We start from the raw sequence: 16,659 nt of genomic DNA, 5'->3' as shown, positions 1-16,659 counted from the left end.
GTCAGCTTTTCCAACCCGACAACGCAACGGCCAGCGTCCCGAGGATGACGCTGCGATGGCATGTTCGCCATCGCATCCGCTATTGGCGCTGCGGTCGGGTGTCACATCGAAAGGACGAGACCATGAAAGAAGAACTGATCGAGATGAACGGCAAGGTCACCGAAGTGCTGCCGGAGTTGCGCTTCCGGGTCGACCTCGACAATGGCCACCAGCTGGTGGCTTATACCTCGGGCAAGATGAAAAAGAATCACATCCGCATCATCGCGGGTGACCGTGTGACGCTGGAGATGTCGCCGTACGACCTGAACAAGGGTCGCATCACCTTCCGCCACATCGAGACGCGCCACGCGCCGTCGCCGCAGGCTTCGCGCCAGCGCCGCCGCTGATCGAGAGCTGCAACCCAGCGCTGCCTGACGGCCGCGCCGACCGTGTCCTTCCGATACGGCGGCGCGGCCGTTGTCGTATGGGGGCCCGGGCCGGCTTTTTACTCGTCGTGGAAGGCTTCGATCAGCTCGTCGATCAGCTCGGCGGTCTCGTCTTCGGCCAGGCCGAGGTAGGCGCAGGCGCGCGCACCGCCCTTGTTCCATTCGAGCGATTCGAGGCCGCGGTACTTGCAGATGGCCTGCTCGGCCAGCAGCGACAGCGCGATCATCGAGCGCACCGCCGGTGCGCTGGCGGCGTCGTCGAGCACGCCGTAGTCGTGGTGCTGCAGGATCGCCCAGCTGACGTCGCCCGACAGGCCCCAGTTGCGCGCGAGCAGGCAGCCGATGGCGGCGTGGCTGGTGGCGTGGCGCTCTTCCTCGATCGCGGTGAAGGCGCGCTCGGCTTCCAGCGAAGCGGCGGCGTAGGTGTCGGCGTAGTCGGCGAAGCGCTCCATCAGCAGCGGCAGGCCGGTATCGCAGAACAGGCCGAAGGTATGCGCGACGTCGGGCTCGCCGATGCGCAGGCGGCGCGACAGGAACACCATCGCCTGCGCGCGGCGGGTCGAGATGTCCCAGAAACTGGCCAGGGCCGCGCTGTTGGCGGGAATCGCCTGGCGCGCCAGCAGGCCGGTCATCAGCGCCGCCACCTGGTTGATGCCGATGAACATGATGGCCTGTTCGATCGACTTGGCATTGCGTCCGCGGCTGTAGGTGGCCGAATTGGCCAGCTTGAGCAGGGCGCCCGACATGCCGACGTCGCTGGCGATGATGCGGCTGATGGCGCCCGGACTGGGATCGGATGCAGCCAGCTCGCGCTGCAGGTCGGCCAGCAAGCTGGGGCGGGGCGGAATGCGGATCGACTTGATCAGGGTGTCGACCGGATCCTCGGCTGCGACCGGACGTGCCGGGGCGATTGCTGTACTCATGACTTGGCGGGAAAAATAAATGCTGCGCAGAACTGCCGGCGAAGCCTGTCACTATAAACCACCCGCAGAAAAGTTGCACGTAGGCATTCACCTTGTGTATCAAATCGGACAGTGCGACCTGGCAAACGTATCTTATATACACTGTGCATATGGCTTTTACCGAATCCGCTTTCCTCGCCGGCATTGATTTTTCTGCAGCGTCGCACCTGGTCGCGCGCCAGCTGATCGGCGTGACCGTGCTGGTGGACGGGGTCGGCGGCCGGATCGTCGAGACCGAAGCTTACGATGGCGAAGATCCCGCCTCGCACAGCTATTCCGGGCCGACCGAGCGCAACTTCGCGATGTTCGGCCCGCCCGCGCACGCCTATGTCTACCGTTCCTACGGCATTCACTGGTGCCTGAATTTCGTGTGCCGCGAACGGGGCCATGGGGCAGGGGTGCTGATCCGTGCGCTCGAACCGGTGACGGGACTGGAGCTGATGCGCGAGCGGCGCGGCACCTCCGACGAGTGGCTGCTGTGCTCCGGGCCCGGCAAGCTGTGCCAGGCGCTCGGCGTCACGCGCGCGCTGAACGGCGCCGGGCTGGCCGAGGCGCCGTTCGAGCTGGCGCCGGCGCCGGCCGGCATCGAGGTGGTGAGCGGGCCGCGCATCGGCATTTCCAAGGCGGTCGACGTGCCCTGGCGCTTCGGGCTGGCCGGCTCGCGTTATGTGAGCAAGCCGTTCGCCTCGCGCCGGGCTCAGCGCTTGTAGACGCCGGCTTCGAGCGTGACGTCGCCGACCTTGTAGATATAAGACGTCTTCGCCTCGACCTTGCCGCTGGCCGGGTTCTTGAACTTGTAGTCGACCCAGCCCTTGCCCTTGGTCTTGGCCACTTCCAGGATCTCGCGGCGGAACAGCTTGCCGTCGACGTCGGGCACGTCGAGGAGGTCCTTGCCGATCATGGCCGGGTTGACCGGATTGGCCAGCACGACCCCTTTGTTGTCGCGCATCACCAGGTACAGCTGGCCCTGCACATAGTCCGGGTCCTTGGCGTTGATCTGCTTGATCATCTCGTCCTTCCCTTTGGCCTTCATGAAGGCGGCGCCTTTTTCGACCAGGGCGATCGCGTCCTTTTCGCTGGGGTCGTTGGCGAGCGCAAGGCTGCAGACGCTGGTGGCGGCGAGGAACAGGACGGCATGTCGGAAGCGATTCATGGCTCTCTCCAGATAATTGATGAAAAGAAATACTTTACCGTCGTAAATACCTCGCCGTTTGTTCAATCGCAACAGTGAGCCGTATGCGGGCGAACGAGCAACATTGCGTGCTTATTGCTACGAAGTCTTAAAAATTGCGTGTCCGCAAGTACATGGATGACCACGTATCTACCATTGGTTTCGTTTCTCGGTAGTAAGAACCTTCGTCAAAATCCTTTACTTGAGGACACCATGTACAAGATTGCAATTATCGGATTGGGCCCGCGCGGCCTGTCTGTGTTCGATCGCATCATCGCCCATGCCAGGAACGACGCCAGCGCCACGCCGCTGGAACTTCACGTCTTCGACGGCAAGGAATTCGGGCCCGGCTGCCATACCACCGACCAGGGCGCCCATCTGCTGGTGAACACGGTCGCATGCCAGATGACGCAGTTTTCCGACGACACGGTGCGTGGCGGCGGCCCCTTGCTGTACGGCCCGGCTTTCGCCGATTGGCTCAGCAGCAAAAGCGGCAGCGCGGCGGATGCGCAGCCCGGCCACGTCGACATCGACCGCAACGGCTATTACTCGCGCGCCCTGTTCGGCGATTATTTGCGCTGGTGCTTCGAGTACGTGAAAAAGCTGGCGCCGCTGCACGTGACGATCTACCTGCACAACTATTCCACCGTCGAAGACCTCGAATGGAAAGGCGACGGCTGGCAAGTGTCCTACGATGGCCAGGGCTATCCGGCCGACTTCGTGTTCCTGACCACCGGCCACGCGCGCAAGATCCCCAACGACGCCGAAACCGACCTGACGCGCAAGGTCGAGGCCGGGCGCGAACGCAATCCGCGCCTGCAGCTGGTGCTGGAGCCTTACCCGATCCGCAACGCCGTCTCGGGTGTGACCGAACGCGATACGGTGGCGATCGAAGGCATGGGCTTGACCACCTGCGACCTGGTGGCCCAGCTGACCAGTGCGCGCGGCGGTGTGTTCGAGCCGTGCGGGAAGACGGAGCCGGAAGGGCGCCTGCGCTACCGGCCCTCGGGCAAGGAACCGCGGATCCTGCTGTATGCGCGTTCCGGCCTGCCGCTGACGGCGCGCGCGGTCAACCAGAAGGGCGTGTTCGGCCAGTACAAGGCCAAGTTCCTGACCCTGGCCAAGGTCGAGGAGATGCGCGCGGCCACGCCCGGCGGCCAGCTCGACTTCCAGGCGCAGATCATGCCGCTGCTGTGGTGCGACATGCAATTCTCCTATTACTTCTCCTACCTGCACCAGCGCCATGACCGCCTCACCGCGCTCGTGTTCAGCAACGAGTTCCTGGCCGCCGAAAATTTCGAGGCGCGCCAGGCCCTGATCGACAAGCACGTGCCGCGCCGCGACCAGCTGTCGTGGGACGCGATGGTCAACCCGATTCCCGCGCGCGCGCTGCAGAGCCGGCGCCAGTACGACGACTGGCTGCGCAGCTTCATGTGGCGCGACTTCGAGCAAGCCATGCTCGGCAACCTGAACAGCCCGATCAAATCCGCCTGCGACGTCCTGCGCGACGTGCGCGACGTGATCCGCAGCGCGATCGACTTCGCCGGCCTGACCGAACAGTCGCATCGCTGGGTGCTGAGCGAGTTCCTGCCGATCATGAACCGGCTCGCGGTCGGCCCGCCGAAAGAGCGCATCGCCCAGTGGCTGGCGCTGATCGACGCCGGTGTGATGCGCGCCGACTTCGGTCCCGGCGCGCGCAGCGTGTACGACGAGCAGGGCAGCTCTTTCGTGGTGCACAGCCACTGGAGCGGCGAGAGCGCCCCGGCCAACGTGCTGGTGCGCGCGCGCGCCGCGCTGCCCGGACCGCTCGAAGACAAATCGCCGCTGATGCGCAAGATGCTCAGGCATGGCATCGTCAAGCCCTTCATGAACGGCAGCTTCCATCCGGGCGGCATCACGGTCGACCGCAACATGAACGTGGTCGGCGCGAACGGCGCCGTGCAGGAGTCGCTGTGGGCCCTCGGCACCCTGGTCGAAGGCTGCAAGTTCTACACCTTCGTGCTGCCGCGCCCTGGCGCGAATTCGACCACCATGGTCGACGCCGGCCGCGCGGTCGGGCGCATGATGGAAGCGATCGCCCAGCGCAGGAAACGCACCCGTGAAGCGCAGCTCGGCGCCGCGGTAGCATTCACGCCGGCCGAAGCGCCCGCGCCGGCCGAGCCGGTCCATTCGCTCGACGTCTGGCCGCAGCAGGGCGCGCAGCGGATCGCCGTCGAGCAACCGGCCACGGTGTGAGCCCATGGCCGCATGGCGCACGCTTGCCGCCCAGGCCACGCCCGGCCTGTGCGGCATGGCCGCGACGCTGACCGGGGTCGGCGTCGCGCGCTTCGCCTACGTGGCGATCCTGCCGGTGCTGGTGCAGCAGGGCTGGTTCGGCCGCGAGGCCGCCGGCCAGCTGGGCGCGGCCAACCTCACCGGCTACCTGCTCGGCATCGGCGTGGCGGCCGTGCTGGCCAGCCGCTGTTCGGCCGGCGCGCTGGTGCGCTGGTCGATGCTGGCGTGCACGCTCAGCCTGTGCGCCTGCGCCTGGCGCGGCGGCGGCATGCCATGGTTCCTGTTCTGGCGCACCGTGGCCGGGGCGTGCGGTTCGATCCTGATGGTGCAGGCGCCGGTGCTGATCCTGCCGCGCGTGGCGCAAGCGCGGCGCGCTCGCGTGGCCGGCCTGATCTTCTCGGGCGTGGGCCTGGGGATCATCGCCGCGGCCACCGTGGTGCCCGGCCTGGCGAACCACGGCCTGCTGTCGGCCTGGCTGGGATTGGGCGGCATCTGCGCGCTGCTCACGGCGGCGACCTGGCGCTACTGGCGCTCGGCATCGGTAACCATCGCGGCGAGCGTTGCGGCTGTGGCGCCGGCCGGCAACCCTGGTGAACGGCGCGTGCGGCAAGGCTTCCCGGCGCCGGTCCTGCTGCTGTGCCTGGCCTATACGCTCAACGCCGTCGGCTACCTGCCGCACACGCTGTTCTGGGCCGACTACATCACGCGCGAACTGCACCGGCCGCTGGCCGGCGCCGGCTTCTTCTGGGGCTGCTTCGGCCTGGGCGCAGCCTGCGGACCGTATCTGACCGGCGTGCTGGCCGACCGCTTCGGCTTGACCCGCACATTGGGCGTGGGTTTTACGCTGAAGGCGTTCGGCGTCGCCTTGCCGCTGCTGGCCAGCGGCACGCCGGCCTTGCTGGTGTCGTCGATCCTGGTTGGCTTTCTCTCGCCCGGGATCGTCGGCGCGGCATCGAGCTACGCGCTCGTAATCGGCGGCGCCGCGCAGCATCGGCGCAACTGGACGGCGATGAATCTGTGCTTTTCGCTGGCCCAGGCGGGTGGCGCCAGCGCGATGGTGGCGCTGATGAGCGGACGGGCCTCGTATGCGATCCTGTTCTGGCTCAGCAGCATCGCGCTGGCGCTGTCGGCCTTGTGCGTGGTGGCGATCGCCGTGCTGCGCTGGCGCCATGCGGCCCAGGAGGAACTCGATACGGCGATTGCCTGAAGCCGTCGTGCACAACAAAAACGGCGCCGCGGCGCCGTTTTTGCATGCCTGCGCGACGCGTCAGCCGCGGCCGCCACGCGTGCGCGCGCGTGGGCTTTGCCGGCGGCCCTGGCTTTGGGCGGGCAGGGCGCGGCGCTGGCCGCGCATCGGGCTGTCCGGCGCGCGCCGCTCGGCCGGCACCGCGAAGCCGGCATCGTCGTCCATCGGCGCGACCGGCGCGGCCAGGGCCGGCATGGCCACGGTGGCGCCGCCATCGTCGGAGATATCTTCGTCGGCGATCTCGAAGATCGCGATCGCGCGCGCCAGGTTGACGGTCTGCTCGTGCAGGCTGGCCGCCGCGGCCGCCGCCTGTTCGACCAGCGCCGCGTTCTGCTGCGTCATGTCGTCCATCTGCCCGACCGCCCGGTTGACTTCGCCGATGCCATCGGCCTGCTGGTCGCTGGCTGCGCTGATGCGGTTGATGATGTCGTTCACCTGCTGCACCGAGGCCACCACGCTGCCCATGCTCATGCCGGCTTCGTTGACCGATTGATTGCCGTGGTCGATGATCGCGACCGAATCGGCGATCAGCGTCTTGATCTCCTTGGCCGCCGAGGCCGAGCGCTGGGCCAGCGTGCGCACCTCGGCCGCCACCACCGCGAAGCCGCGCCCCTGCTCGCCGGCGCGCGCGGCTTCCACCGCCGCGTTCAGGGCCAGGATATTGGTCTGGAACGAGATCCCGTCGATCACACCGATGATCTCGACGATCTTGCGCGAGCTGGTGCGGATCGATTCCATCGTCGTGACCGCGCGATCGACCGCCTGGCCGCCGCTCGACGCCAGCCGGGTCGCCTCGGCCGCCAGGCCGGTCGCCAGGCGGGCGTTCTCGGCGTTCTTCCTGACCGCGTCGGTCAGCGCCTCCATCGCGCTGGCGGTTTCCTCGAGCGAGCTGGCCTGCATCTCGGTGCGCGCCGACAGGTCCAGGTTGCCGCTGGCGATTTCCTTCGATGCCGTGTCGATCGAGCGCACCGACGCGGTGATGCTGCGCAGCGTGACGTTCAGCGTGGCGATGGTCTGGTCGAGCGCGCGCGCGGCCTCGGCGATCTCGTCGCGGCCGTCGTTGGCGGCGACGCTGGTCAGGCGGCCTTCGGCCAGGTCGCCGACCACGGTCGAGATGTCGCGGATGTCCTTGAGCATGGCGCGCCGCACCAGCATCGTTACCAGCAGCGACACCCCGATCGACAGCAGCACCAGCGCGGCCATGGCCAGGCCGAACTCGCGGAACTCGGCCTTGGCGTCGGCGTAGGCGCGCACGCTCAGCTCGTGCTCGAACGCGGCGAACTGGGCGAGATCGGCGTTGAGCGCCTGGAAGCGCTTCTCCGCGCTCTGCATTGCGCCGGTCGCGGTCGACTGGTCGACCTGGGCCAGGTCGATGCAGTCGGTGACGCTCTTGTGGTAGCTGGCCAGTGCCGCGATCGACGCGTCGATCAGCCTGGCTTCGGGCGGCTCGGCCACCTTCGCCAGTTCCGTGAGCCTGGCCTGGATCGCCGCGTGCTGCTTGCCGATGTCGTCGATCATGGCCTTGATGCGGTCCTGGGCGAAGCTGCCGGCCATCGACGCCAATAGATGGTAGATGCCGGCGTGCGCGTACTTGGCGTCGCCGGCGATGTCGGCCGCGGCCTGCAGGCGCGCGGCGCGTACCTGCACCATGTTCTCCAGCGAGGCGTTCTGGCGCACCATGCCGTAATAAGCGCCGCCCGACAGCAGCACCAGCAAGCATAGCACCAGCGCGGGGGCCAGCAGCAGTTTGGGACCGATCCGCAATTTTTTCAGCATGACTTCTCCTGGGTGGTTATCGATGATCTCTGGCGATGCCTGACACCAGCACCGCGTCGCCGACCCGGAGGATGTAGTCGCTCCAGGCTTGGATGCCGCCATCGGCCGGATTCTTGTACGTGTGCTCGACCCAGCCCTGGCCGCGGCCGGCCGCGAGGGCGACGATGTCGCGCCGGTACGCGCGGCCAACGGCGTCGGGCACGTCGAGCAGGTCCAGACCGACCAGCGATGGGTGGACCGGATCGGCGAGCGCGACGCCGGTCCTGGCATCGACCATGTGAAGGGTCAGGCCGCCGCGCCGGAACAGTGGGTCGCGCGCATTGATGCGCCGGATCAGCTCGGCCTTGCCCCGGGCGCGCAGGAAAGCGGCGCCCTGTTCGACCAGGGCCACCGCCGCCTGCGCCTCCTGCGTGGCGGGCGCGGCGGATGCGACGGGCGCGCCAACAGGGGCGGCGGCAAAAACGGCAGCGGCGGCAAGCGCCAGGCCCAGCGCGGCAAATTGCGGTTTCACACGGAGCGTCCCCTGATAAAAATTTCCTAAGTGCATTTGGCACAGTACGCTGGGGGCGACGCTGCAGGTTTGCGCTGCCGCAAGGAGGAACCGAAGAGACTGGCCGATGCCGCATCGATGCGACGGCCACGCATCGGTTCGGCGTCCGGTAAAATGGACGATTCCCAAGCTTATCCAGAGGAACGAGAATATGAGGTTAGTTCGCTACGGCCGCCCCGGTAAGGAAAAACCTGGCCTGTTCGACGAAGAAGGCCGCCTGCGCGACCTGTCCGGCGTGATCGACGACATCGACGGCGCCGTGCTGTCCGAGAAGGCGCTCAGGAAGCTCGCCAAGGTCGACTGGAAGACCCTGCCGCTGGTGCGCGGCAACCCGCGTCTCGGCGTGCCGGTCAAGGGCGTCGGCAAGTTCATCGGCATCGGCATGAACTACTCGGACCACGCGGCCGAAGTCGGCGCGGCGATCCCGAAGGAACCGATCATGTTCATGAAGGCGACCACCAGCCTGTCCGGTCCGGACGACCCGATCCAGCTGCCGAAAGGCTCCAAAAAGACCGACTGGGAAGTCGAGCTGGGCGTGATCATCGGCACGCGCGCGCAGTACGTGAGCGAAGAAGACGCGCTCAAGTACGTGGCCGGCTACTGCGTGGTCAACGACGTCTCCGAGCGCGCCTACCAGTTCGAGCTGGGTTCGCAGTGGGACAAGGGCAAAGGCTGCGACACCTTCGGCCCGGTCGGTCCGTTCCTGGTCACCAAGGACGAGATCTTCGACGTGCAGGACCTCGACCTCTACCTGGAAGTCAACGGCAAGCGCATGCAGACCGGGAACACCAGCAACATGATCTTCTCGGTGGCCGAAATCGTCAGCTACCTGTCGCGCTTCATGACGCTCGAACCCGGCGACATCATCTGCACCGGCACGCCGCCGGGCGTGGGCTTCGGCCGCACGCCGCAGCGTTTCCTCAAGAAGGGCGACACGCTGCGCCTGGGGATCGCGGGCCTGGGCGAGCAGCAGCAGGAAGTGCTGGCCTTTCCGAAGGCGTAATTACCCGATCGCCTTGACCGCGGCGTCGAGCGCGGGCCGGTGAAGACCGCCTGACTAGCCCGTATGGGCCTTCATGAAATCGATGAAGGCGCGCACCGCCGCCGAGGTCTGGCGGCTCGGGTAGTACAGGAAGAAGCCGGGCGAACTCTGGCACCAGTCTTCGAGCAGGCTGACCAGTTGTCCGCTGGCGAGGTAGGGCGCGACCAGTTCGCGCGCGAGGCACGCGATGCCGCCGCCGGCCAGGCAGGTGGCCATGATCATGCCGAGATCGTTGCTCGACATCGTGCCGTCGAACTGGATGTCGACGGCTTCGCCGGTGCGCCCCAGCGGCCATGGGTAGACACGCCCGCTTTCCTTCCATCGGTACATCAGGCAGGCATGCGCCGCCAGGTCATGCGGCGTCTTCGGCGCCGCGCGCGCCTGCAGGTACGCAGGCGCACACACGACGGCGGTCCTCAGGTCGGGCGTGAGCCGCAGGGCGATCATGTCGCGCTGCAGCCGTTGCCCCGGACGGATGCCGGCGTCGAATCCGCTTTCGACGATGTCGACCAGGCCGTCCTCGATCGTCACCTCCAGCCGGATGTCGGGATAGGCGCGTGCGAACAGGGGCAGCAGCGGCGCCAGCACGACGTGGGCGGCGACGCCGGGCACGTTCAGGCGTACCACCCCGGTCGGATGATCCTGCAGGCGGCGCGCCGAGGCCACGGCGGCGGCGATCTCGTCGAAGGCCGGTGCAATGCGTTCCAGCAGCAGGCTGCCGGCTTCGGTCGGCGACAGGCTGCGCGTGGTTCGGTTCAGCAGCCGCACTTGCATGCGCTGTTCGAGCGCGCGGATGGTATGGCTGAGCGCCGACGGCGTCAGGCCAAGCTGCCTGGCCGCCTTGCGAAAACTGCGCTGGCGCACCACCTCGACCAGGGACATCAATTCCGTGTATTCGCTGCCGCGCATGATTGTTGAACTCCGCTCATCAAGTCGTGCAAATATTAGCGCATTGTTGAGCGGCACCACCATGCCTACCATGGGCTTCCACCATTTCTGAAGGAGCTCTCATGTCCACCCATATCGAATCGACGTTCCAGCTGTCGGGCAAAGTCGCACTTGTCACCGGCGCCGGTTCCGGCATCGGCCGCGCCGCCGCACTGGCGTTCGCCAGGCAAGGCGCCCGCGTCGTGCTGGCCGGCCGCCGCCGGGTCGAGCTGGAAGAGGTGGCGGCGGAGATCGCCGCCGCAGGAGGGGAGGCGATCGCCGTACCGACCGACGTCGCCGACGAAGCCCAGGTGGCGGCCTTGGTCAAGCGCGCCGTCGACGCATTCGGCCGGCTCGACGTCGCCTTCAACAACGCCGGCGTGACGGCCTATGGACCGATCGAACAGCTGACGCTCGAGGACTTCGAGCACGTGTTCGCGACCAACGTCAAAGGGGTGTGGCTGCTGGTCAAGCACGAGATCATGGCGATGCGCGCCCTCGGCCACGGCGGATCGATCGTCAACACCTCGTCGATCGCGTCGACCAACGGCACGCCTGGGCTGTCGATCTATGGGGCCAGCAAGGGCGCGCTCGACGCCATGACCCGCTCTGTCGCCGTGGAGGTCGGGCGCGAGGGGATCCGCATCAACAACGTCAATCCGGGACTCACCGTCACCCCGATGACGTCGGGCATGCCTGCGGAGCTGCTGGAAGCGGTCGCCGCCTACACGCCGCTGCAACGCGTCGGCCAGCCGGCCGACATCGCCGACGTGGCCGTCTGGCTGGCCGGGGACGGCGCACGCTTCGTCACCGGGCAGAGCATCTGCGCCGATGGCGGATTCAATATTCCCGGGCAGCGTTGAAGAGAATGGAGCGGCTGGCGCTCAGGCCAGCGCTTCCTTGGCCGCTTCCTCCGGCGTCAAGCCGTCGTAGAACAGGTCGGTGAACCACTCGACCTGTTCCTCGATGTGCTCCTGCGCCTGTTTCTGGGTGGCGCCGCCGGCGACCAGGTGGCCTTCGACCTCGATGCACCAGTTGATCAGCGCCAGCGTCTCGTCGTCGAGCTTTTCTTCCTTCTTTGCCATCGTCTAGCCCAGCACTTTCTTGAAGAAGTTGGAGAGCGCCTGGACTTCTTCCAGGCAGACCGTGTGCTGCATCGCGTACTCGTGCCACTCGACCTGGTAGCCCAGTTGGGTCACCACGTCGCGCGACTGCTGGGCGCGCGCGAACGGCACCACGTTGTCGTGGCGGCCGTGGGCCATGAAGATCGGCGTGGCCAGGCTTTCCTGGGTGCGCTCCGCGCCCAGCTTGTCGGCCAGCGGCACGTAGCCGGACAGGCAGACCATGCCGGCCAGCGTTTCCGGATGGCGCAGGCCGGTCTGGATCGTCATCGCGCAGCCTTGCGAGAAGCCGGCCAGCACGATGCGCGAGGCCGGGATGCCGCGCGCCTTTTCGCGCGCGATGAAGGCTTCGATTTCCAGCTGCGAGGCGCGCAGGCCGGCTTCGTCTTCGCGCCGCACCAGCTCGGCGCCGGTGATGTCGTACCAGGCGCGCATCACGTAGCCGCCGTTGACGGTGACCGGAATGCGGCGCGAATGCGGGAAGATGAAGCGGATGCCGTTGATGCCGGCCAGGTCGAGCTCGCGCACGATGGGCACGAAGTCGTTGCCGTCGGCGCCCAGGCCGTGCAGCCAGATCACGGAGGCTTGCGGGTTGTCGTCGGTATCGATCGTGACGTGTTCGAGCAGCTCGCTCATGCGGATTCCTTGTCGCTTATTGAGCCGGCGGGCGCTGCGCCGACTTGGGACGGAACGCCTTGCAGACGTCCGGATTGGTGTCGCTGTAGGGACCGCCGATCAGGTCGATGCAGTAGGGGACGGCGGCAAAGATGCCGCCCACCAGCGTGTTGCCGGCGGCGTCCCTCAAGCCTTCCAGCGTTTCCTTGATCGATTTCGGCTGGCCCGGCAGGTTCATCACCAGCGCGGCATGGCCGTCGGCGGTCTCGCGGATGACGGCGGTCTGGCGCGACAGGATCGCGGTCGGCACGAAGTGCAGGCTGATCTGGCGCATCTGCTCGCCGAAGCCCGGCATTTCCTTGGTGCCGATCGCCAGCGTCGCTTCCGGCGTGACGTCGCGCCGCGCCGGGCCGGTGCCGCCGGTGGTCAGCACCAGGTGGCAGCGCGCCGTGTCGACCAGCTCGATCAGCGTGGCTTCGATGCTGGCGCGGTCGTCCGGGATCAGGCGGGTCTCGACGCGAAACGGCGTGGTCAGGGCCGACCGCAGCCAATCCTGCAGCGCCGGGATGCCCTTGTCCTCGTAGACCCCGCCGCTGGCGCGGTCCGAGACCGACACCAGGCCGATCACCAGTTCCTCTACCTTATTATCCAGACTCATGGCCTCACTCCTGGTCGGCATCCTCGTCGACGTCGCCGTCGTCTTCTTCGCCCGGCGCGGCCTTGGCAGGCTTGGCCAGGTCTTTGAGGATCTGGAAGATTTCGCGGTAGGCCTTGGGCGGCTTGTGCTCGGCCTGCTCCTTGCGCGCATTGCGGATCAGGGTGCGCAGCTGCTGCACGTCCAGGTGCGGATGCTCTTCCAGCAGCTGGGTCAGCGCCTTGTCGTCGGCCAGCAGCTTGTCGCGGCGGCGCTCGAGCGCGTGCAGGGCGGCCGCTTCGGCGCGCGAGGTGCCTTTCCAGCTTTCGATGGTGCGCTGGATGACGCCGACTTCTTCCTCGTCCAGCGTGCGCATCAGTTTGCCGACGAACTGCAGCTGGCGGCGCCGGCCTTCGTGGTTGGTGATGGTCTGGCACATCAGGATGGCCTCGCGCACGTTGTCCGGCATCGGCACGCGCTTGACGCGGTCGCGCGGGGCCTCGATGAGCTGTTCGCCGAGCTTTTGCAGCGCGTCGCTATGGCGCTTCATTTCGGATTTCGACGGGCGCTCGTATTCCTGGTCGAATTCGTCGGAGCGGAAGCCGACCGAGCCGCGATTTGCGTTTGGCATGATGTGACGGTAAAAACAGTAAACGGCTGCTATGATAACTGTTTTAGGGCTCGCTACGAAAAACGCACATGAACGACTCCGTCTTCACCCATACCCAGGACCAGCTCAAGCAGCTCGCACAGGACGTGCTGGCGATCGCCAAGGAAACCGGCGCCAGCAATGCGGCCGTCGAGATCAGCGAGGGTAGCGGACTGGCGGTCACGGTGCGCAAGGGCCAGATCGAGACTATCGAGCAGAACAAGGACAAGGGCATCGGCGTGACGGTCTACTGCGGCCAGCGCCGCGGCCACGCCAACACGTCCGACTTTTCGAGCGCCTCGCTGCGCGCGACGGTGGAGGCGGCCTACAACATCGCCCGCTTCACCGCCGAAGACCCGGCCGCCGGCCTGCCCGACGCCGAACTGCTGGAGATGAACCCGCGCGACCTGCGCCTGTGCTACCCATGGGACATCAGCGCCGAGGATGCGGTCGAGCTGGCGCAGCGCTGCGAAGCCGCCGCCTTCGCGGTCGACAAGCGCGTCACCAACAGCGAAGGCGCCAGCGTCTACATGCAGCAGTCGCATTTTGTTGCCGCCAACAGCCTGGGTTTCTGCGCCGGCTACCCGTTCTCGCGCCACACGCTGTCGGTCGCGCCGATCGCCGGCAAGGGCGCGCACATGCAGCGCGACGACTGGTACTCGTCGGCGCGCGACCCGAAAAACCTCGCCGACCCGGAAAAGGTCGGCCGCTACGCCGCCGAGCGCGCGCTCGCGCGCCTGCACGCGCGCAAGCTCGATACGCGCACCTGCCCGGTGCTGTTCGAGGCTCCGCTGGCCGCCGGCCTGCTCGGCGCCTTCGTGCAAGCCACCTCGGGCGGCGCGCTGTACCGTAAATCGACCTTCCTGCTCGATTCGCTCGGCCAGAGCATCTTCCCGGCGCATATCCAGATCGTCGAAGATCCGCACGTGGTCGGCGGCGTCGGCTCGGCCCCGTTCGACGAGGAAGGCGTGAAAACGCAAACGCGCAAGGTCGTCAGCGACGGCGTCCTGCAAGGCTACTTCCTGTCGTCGTATTCGGCGCGCAAGCTGGGCATGCAAACCACCGGCAACGCCGGCGGCTCGCACAACCTGGAAATCGTCTCGCGCGACACCAAGAGCACCGACGACTTCGAAGGCATGCTGCGCAAGATGGGCACCGGCCTGCTGGTCACGGAACTGATGGGACAAGGCACCAACTACGTCACCGGCGACTACTCGCGCGGCGCGTCCGGCTACTGGGTCGAGAACGGCGTCATCCAGTACCCGGTCGAGGAAATCACCATCGCCGGCAACATGAAGGACATGTTCCAGGCCATCGTCGGCATCGGCAGCGACGTGCTTACGCGCGGCAACAAGTCGACCGGCTCGATCCTGATCGAGAAGATGGTGGTGGCGGGCAACTGACCCGGCACACGACCGGATTGGCTGGATCGCGGCTCCATTCGCACCAGCCACCGTCGAACACGGCGATGTGCTCCCAGCCCATCAGCCACGCATAAAAGAAGGCCAGCGAGGCGCGCCAGCCGGTGCCGCAATAAAACACCGTGCGGCGCCCCGGCACGATGCCGCCCGCTTCCCACATCGCTGCGATTTCGCTGGCCGGCTTCATGCAGCCGGCAGCGTCCTGGTAGGCGCTCATGCTGTTGACGTCGCCGTCCGCGCCGGCCTGGCCCCAGAGCGCGCCCGGGATGTCGCCGCGCGCGTCGATGTAGCTGTAGCCCGAGGTTTCACCGAGGTATTCTGCACGGGTGCGGATGCTGGCCAGCGTGGCGTCGCCGTGCGCCGGCAGCGCGCGCGTCGCGGCCATGTTCAACAGGTACTCGCGGCGCATCGGCAGCGTCGCGCCGAACCTTGCCACCGCCGGCCAGCACCGGCCCGGGCCGGCTTCCAGCGCCAGCCCGGCACGGCGCCAGGCATCGAAGCCGCCGTCGAGCAGGCGCACGTCCGTGACGCCTGCGTACAACAGCAGGTGCGCCACGCGTGCGGCCGCCAGCGGATTGCGTCCGACCAGCACGACCGTCGTGTCGTGGCGGATGCCGAGTTCGCACAGCAGCCGTTCCAGCGTCGTGTCGTCCACCTTGTTCCACAGCGGGCCGTGCTCGAACCTCATCGTGTCGAGGTAGCCGGCGCCGGGGATATGGCCGTTGCCGAAGGCATCCAGGTCGTCGCAGCCCACCTCGAACAGGCGCCATTCCTCCGGCGGCGCCGCCTCGACCGGCGCGCCGGCGACCAACGCAGCGATCCAGTCCGGTGCGACGAGCTGGCGCCAGCGCGCCAGATCGGCGCGAAAGCCGAGGGGCGGCGTCAAGCGCTGCCCCCGAAGCGTTGCGCATAAATCTCCACCAGCCACTCGACGAACATGCGCACGCGCGGCGACAGCTGGCGCCGGTAAGGGTAGAGCGCGGTCACCGGCAGCGCCGGGCTGTTCCAGTCGGCCAGCACTTCGACCAGGCTGCCGTCCGCCAGTTCCTGCTCGACGTGAAAGCGCGGCACCTGGATCAGGCCGCAGCCGCGCAGCGCCGCCAGCGAATAGGTCTCGGCATCGTTGACCGACAGCCAGCCGCCGACATCATAGCGGCGCATCTGGCCGTCGACGGCCAGCTCGAACGGGTAATCGGTGTTGCCGTTGCTGGCGAAGAAGCGCACCGCGCGGTGGGCCGCCAGCTCGTCGGGATGGCGCGGGATGCCGGCGCTTTTCAAATAGTCGGGGCTGGCGCAGACCACCTGCGCCATCTCGGCCAGCTTGCGTGCGACCAGGTCGACGTCGCGCGGCACGCCGGCGCGGATCACCACGTCGACGCCTTCGCGCACCAGGTCGACCAGGCGGTCGCCGCTGCTGAGCATCAGCTCGATGTCCGGATACCGCGCATGGAATTCCCCGATGCGCGGCAGCACCACGCGCGCCGCCTGCGAGCCCGACATGTCGACCCGCAGCATCCCGCGCGGGTTGGCCGCCATGTGCCCGAACGCGGCCTCGGCGTCGTCCAGGTCGCTGAGCACCTGCACACAGCGCTCGTAATAAGCCTGGCCGTCGAGAGTAGGGCGCACGTGGCGCGTGCTGCGTTCGAGCAAACGCGTGCCGAGCCGCGTTTCCAGTTCCTTGATCGCATGGGTGGCGCTGGCGCGAGGCATGCCGAGCATGTCGGCGGCGCGGCTGAAGCTGCCCTGTTCGACGATGCGGATGAAGAGCTGGAGGGCGTCGAGACGGTCCACGGACTTGGAAGATTGTTGACGGAGGTTGAATAGTGTAGCTGGTTTGCGCCCATTT

Annotated in this window: 18 protein-coding genes; 7 read left to right on the top strand and 11 right to left on the bottom strand. The window is 67.2% G+C overall.

Annotated features, from left to right (window positions below; translation table 11 throughout):
* Window positions 1–122: 122 nt before the first annotated feature.
* The gene (gene infA, locus FA90_RS15845) at window positions 123–386 is read left to right on the top strand and encodes a translation initiation factor IF-1 (RefSeq protein ID WP_036170272.1); all 264 of its coding nucleotides are present in this window, start codon (window positions 123–125) and stop codon (window positions 384–386) included.
* Window positions 387–484: 98 nt separating this feature from the next.
* Here the strand turns inward: infA and FA90_RS15840 are convergent, their stop codons facing one another.
* Window positions 485–1,348: an HDOD domain-containing protein gene (locus FA90_RS15840; RefSeq protein ID WP_036170271.1), complete on the bottom strand. Its 864-nt coding sequence runs from the start codon at window positions 1,346–1,348 to the stop codon at window positions 485–487.
* A 149-nt stretch (window positions 1,349–1,497) separates the two neighbouring features.
* On the opposite strand from FA90_RS15840, the gene FA90_RS15835 reads away from it, so the two are divergent.
* Window positions 1,498–2,097: a DNA-3-methyladenine glycosylase gene (locus FA90_RS15835; protein WP_036170269.1), complete on the top strand. Its 600-nt coding sequence runs from the start codon at window positions 1,498–1,500 to the stop codon at window positions 2,095–2,097.
* Here FA90_RS15835 and FA90_RS15830 read toward each other — a convergent pair.
* Window positions 2,085–2,540 carry a cache domain-containing protein gene (locus FA90_RS15830; protein ID WP_036170267.1) on the bottom strand — a complete coding sequence of 152 codons (456 nt, stop codon included), beginning with the start codon at window positions 2,538–2,540 and terminating at the stop codon, window positions 2,085–2,087. The genes FA90_RS15835 and FA90_RS15830 overlap by 13 nt on opposite strands.
* A gap of 231 nt (window positions 2,541–2,771) precedes the next feature.
* Between FA90_RS15830 and FA90_RS15825 the strand changes: the two genes are divergently transcribed.
* Window positions 2,772–4,793 (top strand): FAD/NAD(P)-binding protein, encoded by a 2,022-nt coding sequence (locus FA90_RS15825; RefSeq protein ID WP_197065312.1) that lies wholly within the window; start codon window positions 2,772–2,774, stop codon window positions 4,791–4,793.
* Between the two features lie 4 nt (window positions 4,794–4,797).
* Entirely contained in the window at window positions 4,798–6,039 is a 1,242-nt protein-coding gene (locus FA90_RS15820) for a YbfB/YjiJ family MFS transporter (RefSeq protein WP_051971845.1), read from the top strand.
* Between the two features lie 60 nt (window positions 6,040–6,099).
* Here the strand turns inward: FA90_RS15820 and FA90_RS15815 are convergent, their stop codons facing one another.
* Window positions 6,100–7,854 (bottom strand): methyl-accepting chemotaxis protein, encoded by a 1,755-nt coding sequence (locus FA90_RS15815; protein ID WP_051971844.1) that lies wholly within the window; start codon window positions 7,852–7,854, stop codon window positions 6,100–6,102.
* 16 nt (window positions 7,855–7,870) lie between these two features.
* On the bottom strand, window positions 7,871–8,365 hold the full coding sequence (locus FA90_RS15810) for a cache domain-containing protein (protein WP_036170266.1): 495 nt from the start codon (window positions 8,363–8,365) through the stop codon (window positions 7,871–7,873).
* Between the two features lie 190 nt (window positions 8,366–8,555).
* Here FA90_RS15810 and FA90_RS15805 point away from each other — a divergent pair, with 190 nt between their 5' ends.
* Window positions 8,556–9,407: a fumarylacetoacetate hydrolase family protein gene (locus tag FA90_RS15805; protein WP_036170264.1), complete on the top strand. Its 852-nt coding sequence runs from the start codon at window positions 8,556–8,558 to the stop codon at window positions 9,405–9,407.
* Between the two features lie 54 nt (window positions 9,408–9,461).
* Here the strand turns inward: FA90_RS15805 and FA90_RS15800 are convergent, their stop codons facing one another.
* On the bottom strand, window positions 9,462–10,355 hold the full coding sequence (locus FA90_RS15800) for a LysR family transcriptional regulator (RefSeq protein ID WP_036170262.1): 894 nt from the start codon (window positions 10,353–10,355) through the stop codon (window positions 9,462–9,464).
* Window positions 10,356–10,456: 101 nt separating this feature from the next.
* On the opposite strand from FA90_RS15800, the gene FA90_RS15795 reads away from it, so the two are divergent.
* Entirely contained in the window at window positions 10,457–11,236 is a 780-nt protein-coding gene (locus FA90_RS15795) for an SDR family NAD(P)-dependent oxidoreductase (RefSeq protein ID WP_036170260.1), read from the top strand.
* Between the two features lie 21 nt (window positions 11,237–11,257).
* Here FA90_RS15795 and FA90_RS15790 read toward each other — a convergent pair whose 3' ends face one another.
* From FA90_RS15790 to yjgA, 4 genes are read right to left on the bottom strand one after another with little or no spacing between them, the layout of a single operon-like run.
* Window positions 11,258–11,458 carry a hypothetical protein gene (locus FA90_RS15790; protein ID WP_036170258.1) on the bottom strand — a complete coding sequence of 67 codons (201 nt, stop codon included), beginning with the start codon at window positions 11,456–11,458 and terminating at the stop codon, window positions 11,258–11,260.
* A 3-nt stretch (window positions 11,459–11,461) separates the two neighbouring features.
* A complete protein-coding gene (locus tag FA90_RS15785) occupies window positions 11,462–12,130 on the bottom strand; it encodes an alpha/beta hydrolase (protein WP_036170252.1) in 669 nt (222 codons plus the stop codon).
* A gap of 16 nt (window positions 12,131–12,146) precedes the next feature.
* Window positions 12,147–12,767 carry a molybdopterin adenylyltransferase gene (gene mog, locus FA90_RS15780; protein ID WP_036170250.1) on the bottom strand — a complete coding sequence of 207 codons (621 nt, stop codon included), beginning with the start codon at window positions 12,765–12,767 and terminating at the stop codon, window positions 12,147–12,149.
* Window positions 12,768–12,771: 4 nt separating this feature from the next.
* Window positions 12,772–13,374 (bottom strand): ribosome biogenesis factor YjgA, encoded by a 603-nt coding sequence (gene yjgA, locus FA90_RS15775; RefSeq protein ID WP_036170241.1) that lies wholly within the window; start codon window positions 13,372–13,374, stop codon window positions 12,772–12,774.
* Between the two features lie 68 nt (window positions 13,375–13,442).
* Between yjgA and pmbA the strand changes: the two genes are divergently transcribed.
* Window positions 13,443–14,795: a metalloprotease PmbA gene (pmbA, locus tag FA90_RS15770; protein WP_036170239.1), complete on the top strand. Its 1,353-nt coding sequence runs from the start codon at window positions 13,443–13,445 to the stop codon at window positions 14,793–14,795.
* Here the strand turns inward: pmbA and FA90_RS15765 are convergent.
* Both FA90_RS15765 and FA90_RS15760 read right to left on the bottom strand, forming a co-directional pair.
* Window positions 14,731–15,699 (bottom strand): sulfurtransferase, encoded by a 969-nt coding sequence (locus FA90_RS15765; protein WP_081933880.1) that lies wholly within the window; start codon window positions 15,697–15,699, stop codon window positions 14,731–14,733. The two genes, pmbA and FA90_RS15765, sit on opposite strands and share 65 nt — an antisense overlap.
* Window positions 15,696–16,604 carry a LysR family transcriptional regulator gene (locus FA90_RS15760; RefSeq protein ID WP_036170236.1) on the bottom strand — a complete coding sequence of 303 codons (909 nt, stop codon included), beginning with the start codon at window positions 16,602–16,604 and terminating at the stop codon, window positions 15,696–15,698. Before FA90_RS15760 ends, FA90_RS15765 begins: the two co-directional genes overlap by 4 nt.
* Window positions 16,605–16,659 lie beyond the last annotated feature (55 nt).

It is taken from the genome of Massilia sp. 9096, from assembly GCF_000745265.1.
In the GTDB taxonomy this organism is placed as follows: Bacteria; Pseudomonadota; Gammaproteobacteria; order Burkholderiales; family Burkholderiaceae_D; genus Telluria.
Note: the sequence above shows the minus strand (reverse complement) of the source record. Positions and strands in the feature narration are given on the sequence as shown.

Excerpts from the sequence above, each read along its gene's own strand:
- infA (WP_036170272.1), top strand. The coding sequence starts at position 123 with ATGAAAGAAGAACTGATCGAGATGAACGGCAAGGTCACCGAAGTGCTG.
- FA90_RS15840 (WP_036170271.1), bottom strand. The coding sequence starts at position 1,348 with ATGAGTACAGCAATCGCCCCGGCACGTCCGGTCGCAGCCGAGGATCCG.
- FA90_RS15835 (WP_036170269.1), top strand. The coding sequence starts at position 1,498 with ATGGCTTTTACCGAATCCGCTTTCCTCGCCGGCATTGATTTTTCTGCA.
- FA90_RS15830 (WP_036170267.1), bottom strand. The coding sequence starts at position 2,540 with ATGAATCGCTTCCGACATGCCGTCCTGTTCCTCGCCGCCACCAGCGTC.
- FA90_RS15825 (WP_197065312.1), top strand. The coding sequence starts at position 2,772 with ATGTACAAGATTGCAATTATCGGATTGGGCCCGCGCGGCCTGTCTGTG.
- FA90_RS15820 (WP_051971845.1), top strand. The coding sequence starts at position 4,798 with ATGGCCGCATGGCGCACGCTTGCCGCCCAGGCCACGCCCGGCCTGTGC.
- FA90_RS15815 (WP_051971844.1), bottom strand. The coding sequence starts at position 7,854 with ATGCTGAAAAAATTGCGGATCGGTCCCAAACTGCTGCTGGCCCCCGCG.
- FA90_RS15805 (WP_036170264.1), top strand. The coding sequence starts at position 8,556 with ATGAGGTTAGTTCGCTACGGCCGCCCCGGTAAGGAAAAACCTGGCCTG.
- FA90_RS15800 (WP_036170262.1), bottom strand. The coding sequence starts at position 10,355 with ATGCGCGGCAGCGAATACACGGAATTGATGTCCCTGGTCGAGGTGGTG.
- FA90_RS15795 (WP_036170260.1), top strand. The coding sequence starts at position 10,457 with ATGTCCACCCATATCGAATCGACGTTCCAGCTGTCGGGCAAAGTCGCA.
- FA90_RS15790 (WP_036170258.1), bottom strand. The coding sequence starts at position 11,458 with ATGGCAAAGAAGGAAGAAAAGCTCGACGACGAGACGCTGGCGCTGATC.
- FA90_RS15785 (WP_036170252.1), bottom strand. The coding sequence starts at position 12,130 with ATGAGCGAGCTGCTCGAACACGTCACGATCGATACCGACGACAACCCG.
- mog (WP_036170250.1), bottom strand. The coding sequence starts at position 12,767 with ATGAGTCTGGATAATAAGGTAGAGGAACTGGTGATCGGCCTGGTGTCG.
- yjgA (WP_036170241.1), bottom strand. The coding sequence starts at position 13,374 with ATGCCAAACGCAAATCGCGGCTCGGTCGGCTTCCGCTCCGACGAATTC.
- pmbA (WP_036170239.1), top strand. The coding sequence starts at position 13,443 with ATGAACGACTCCGTCTTCACCCATACCCAGGACCAGCTCAAGCAGCTC.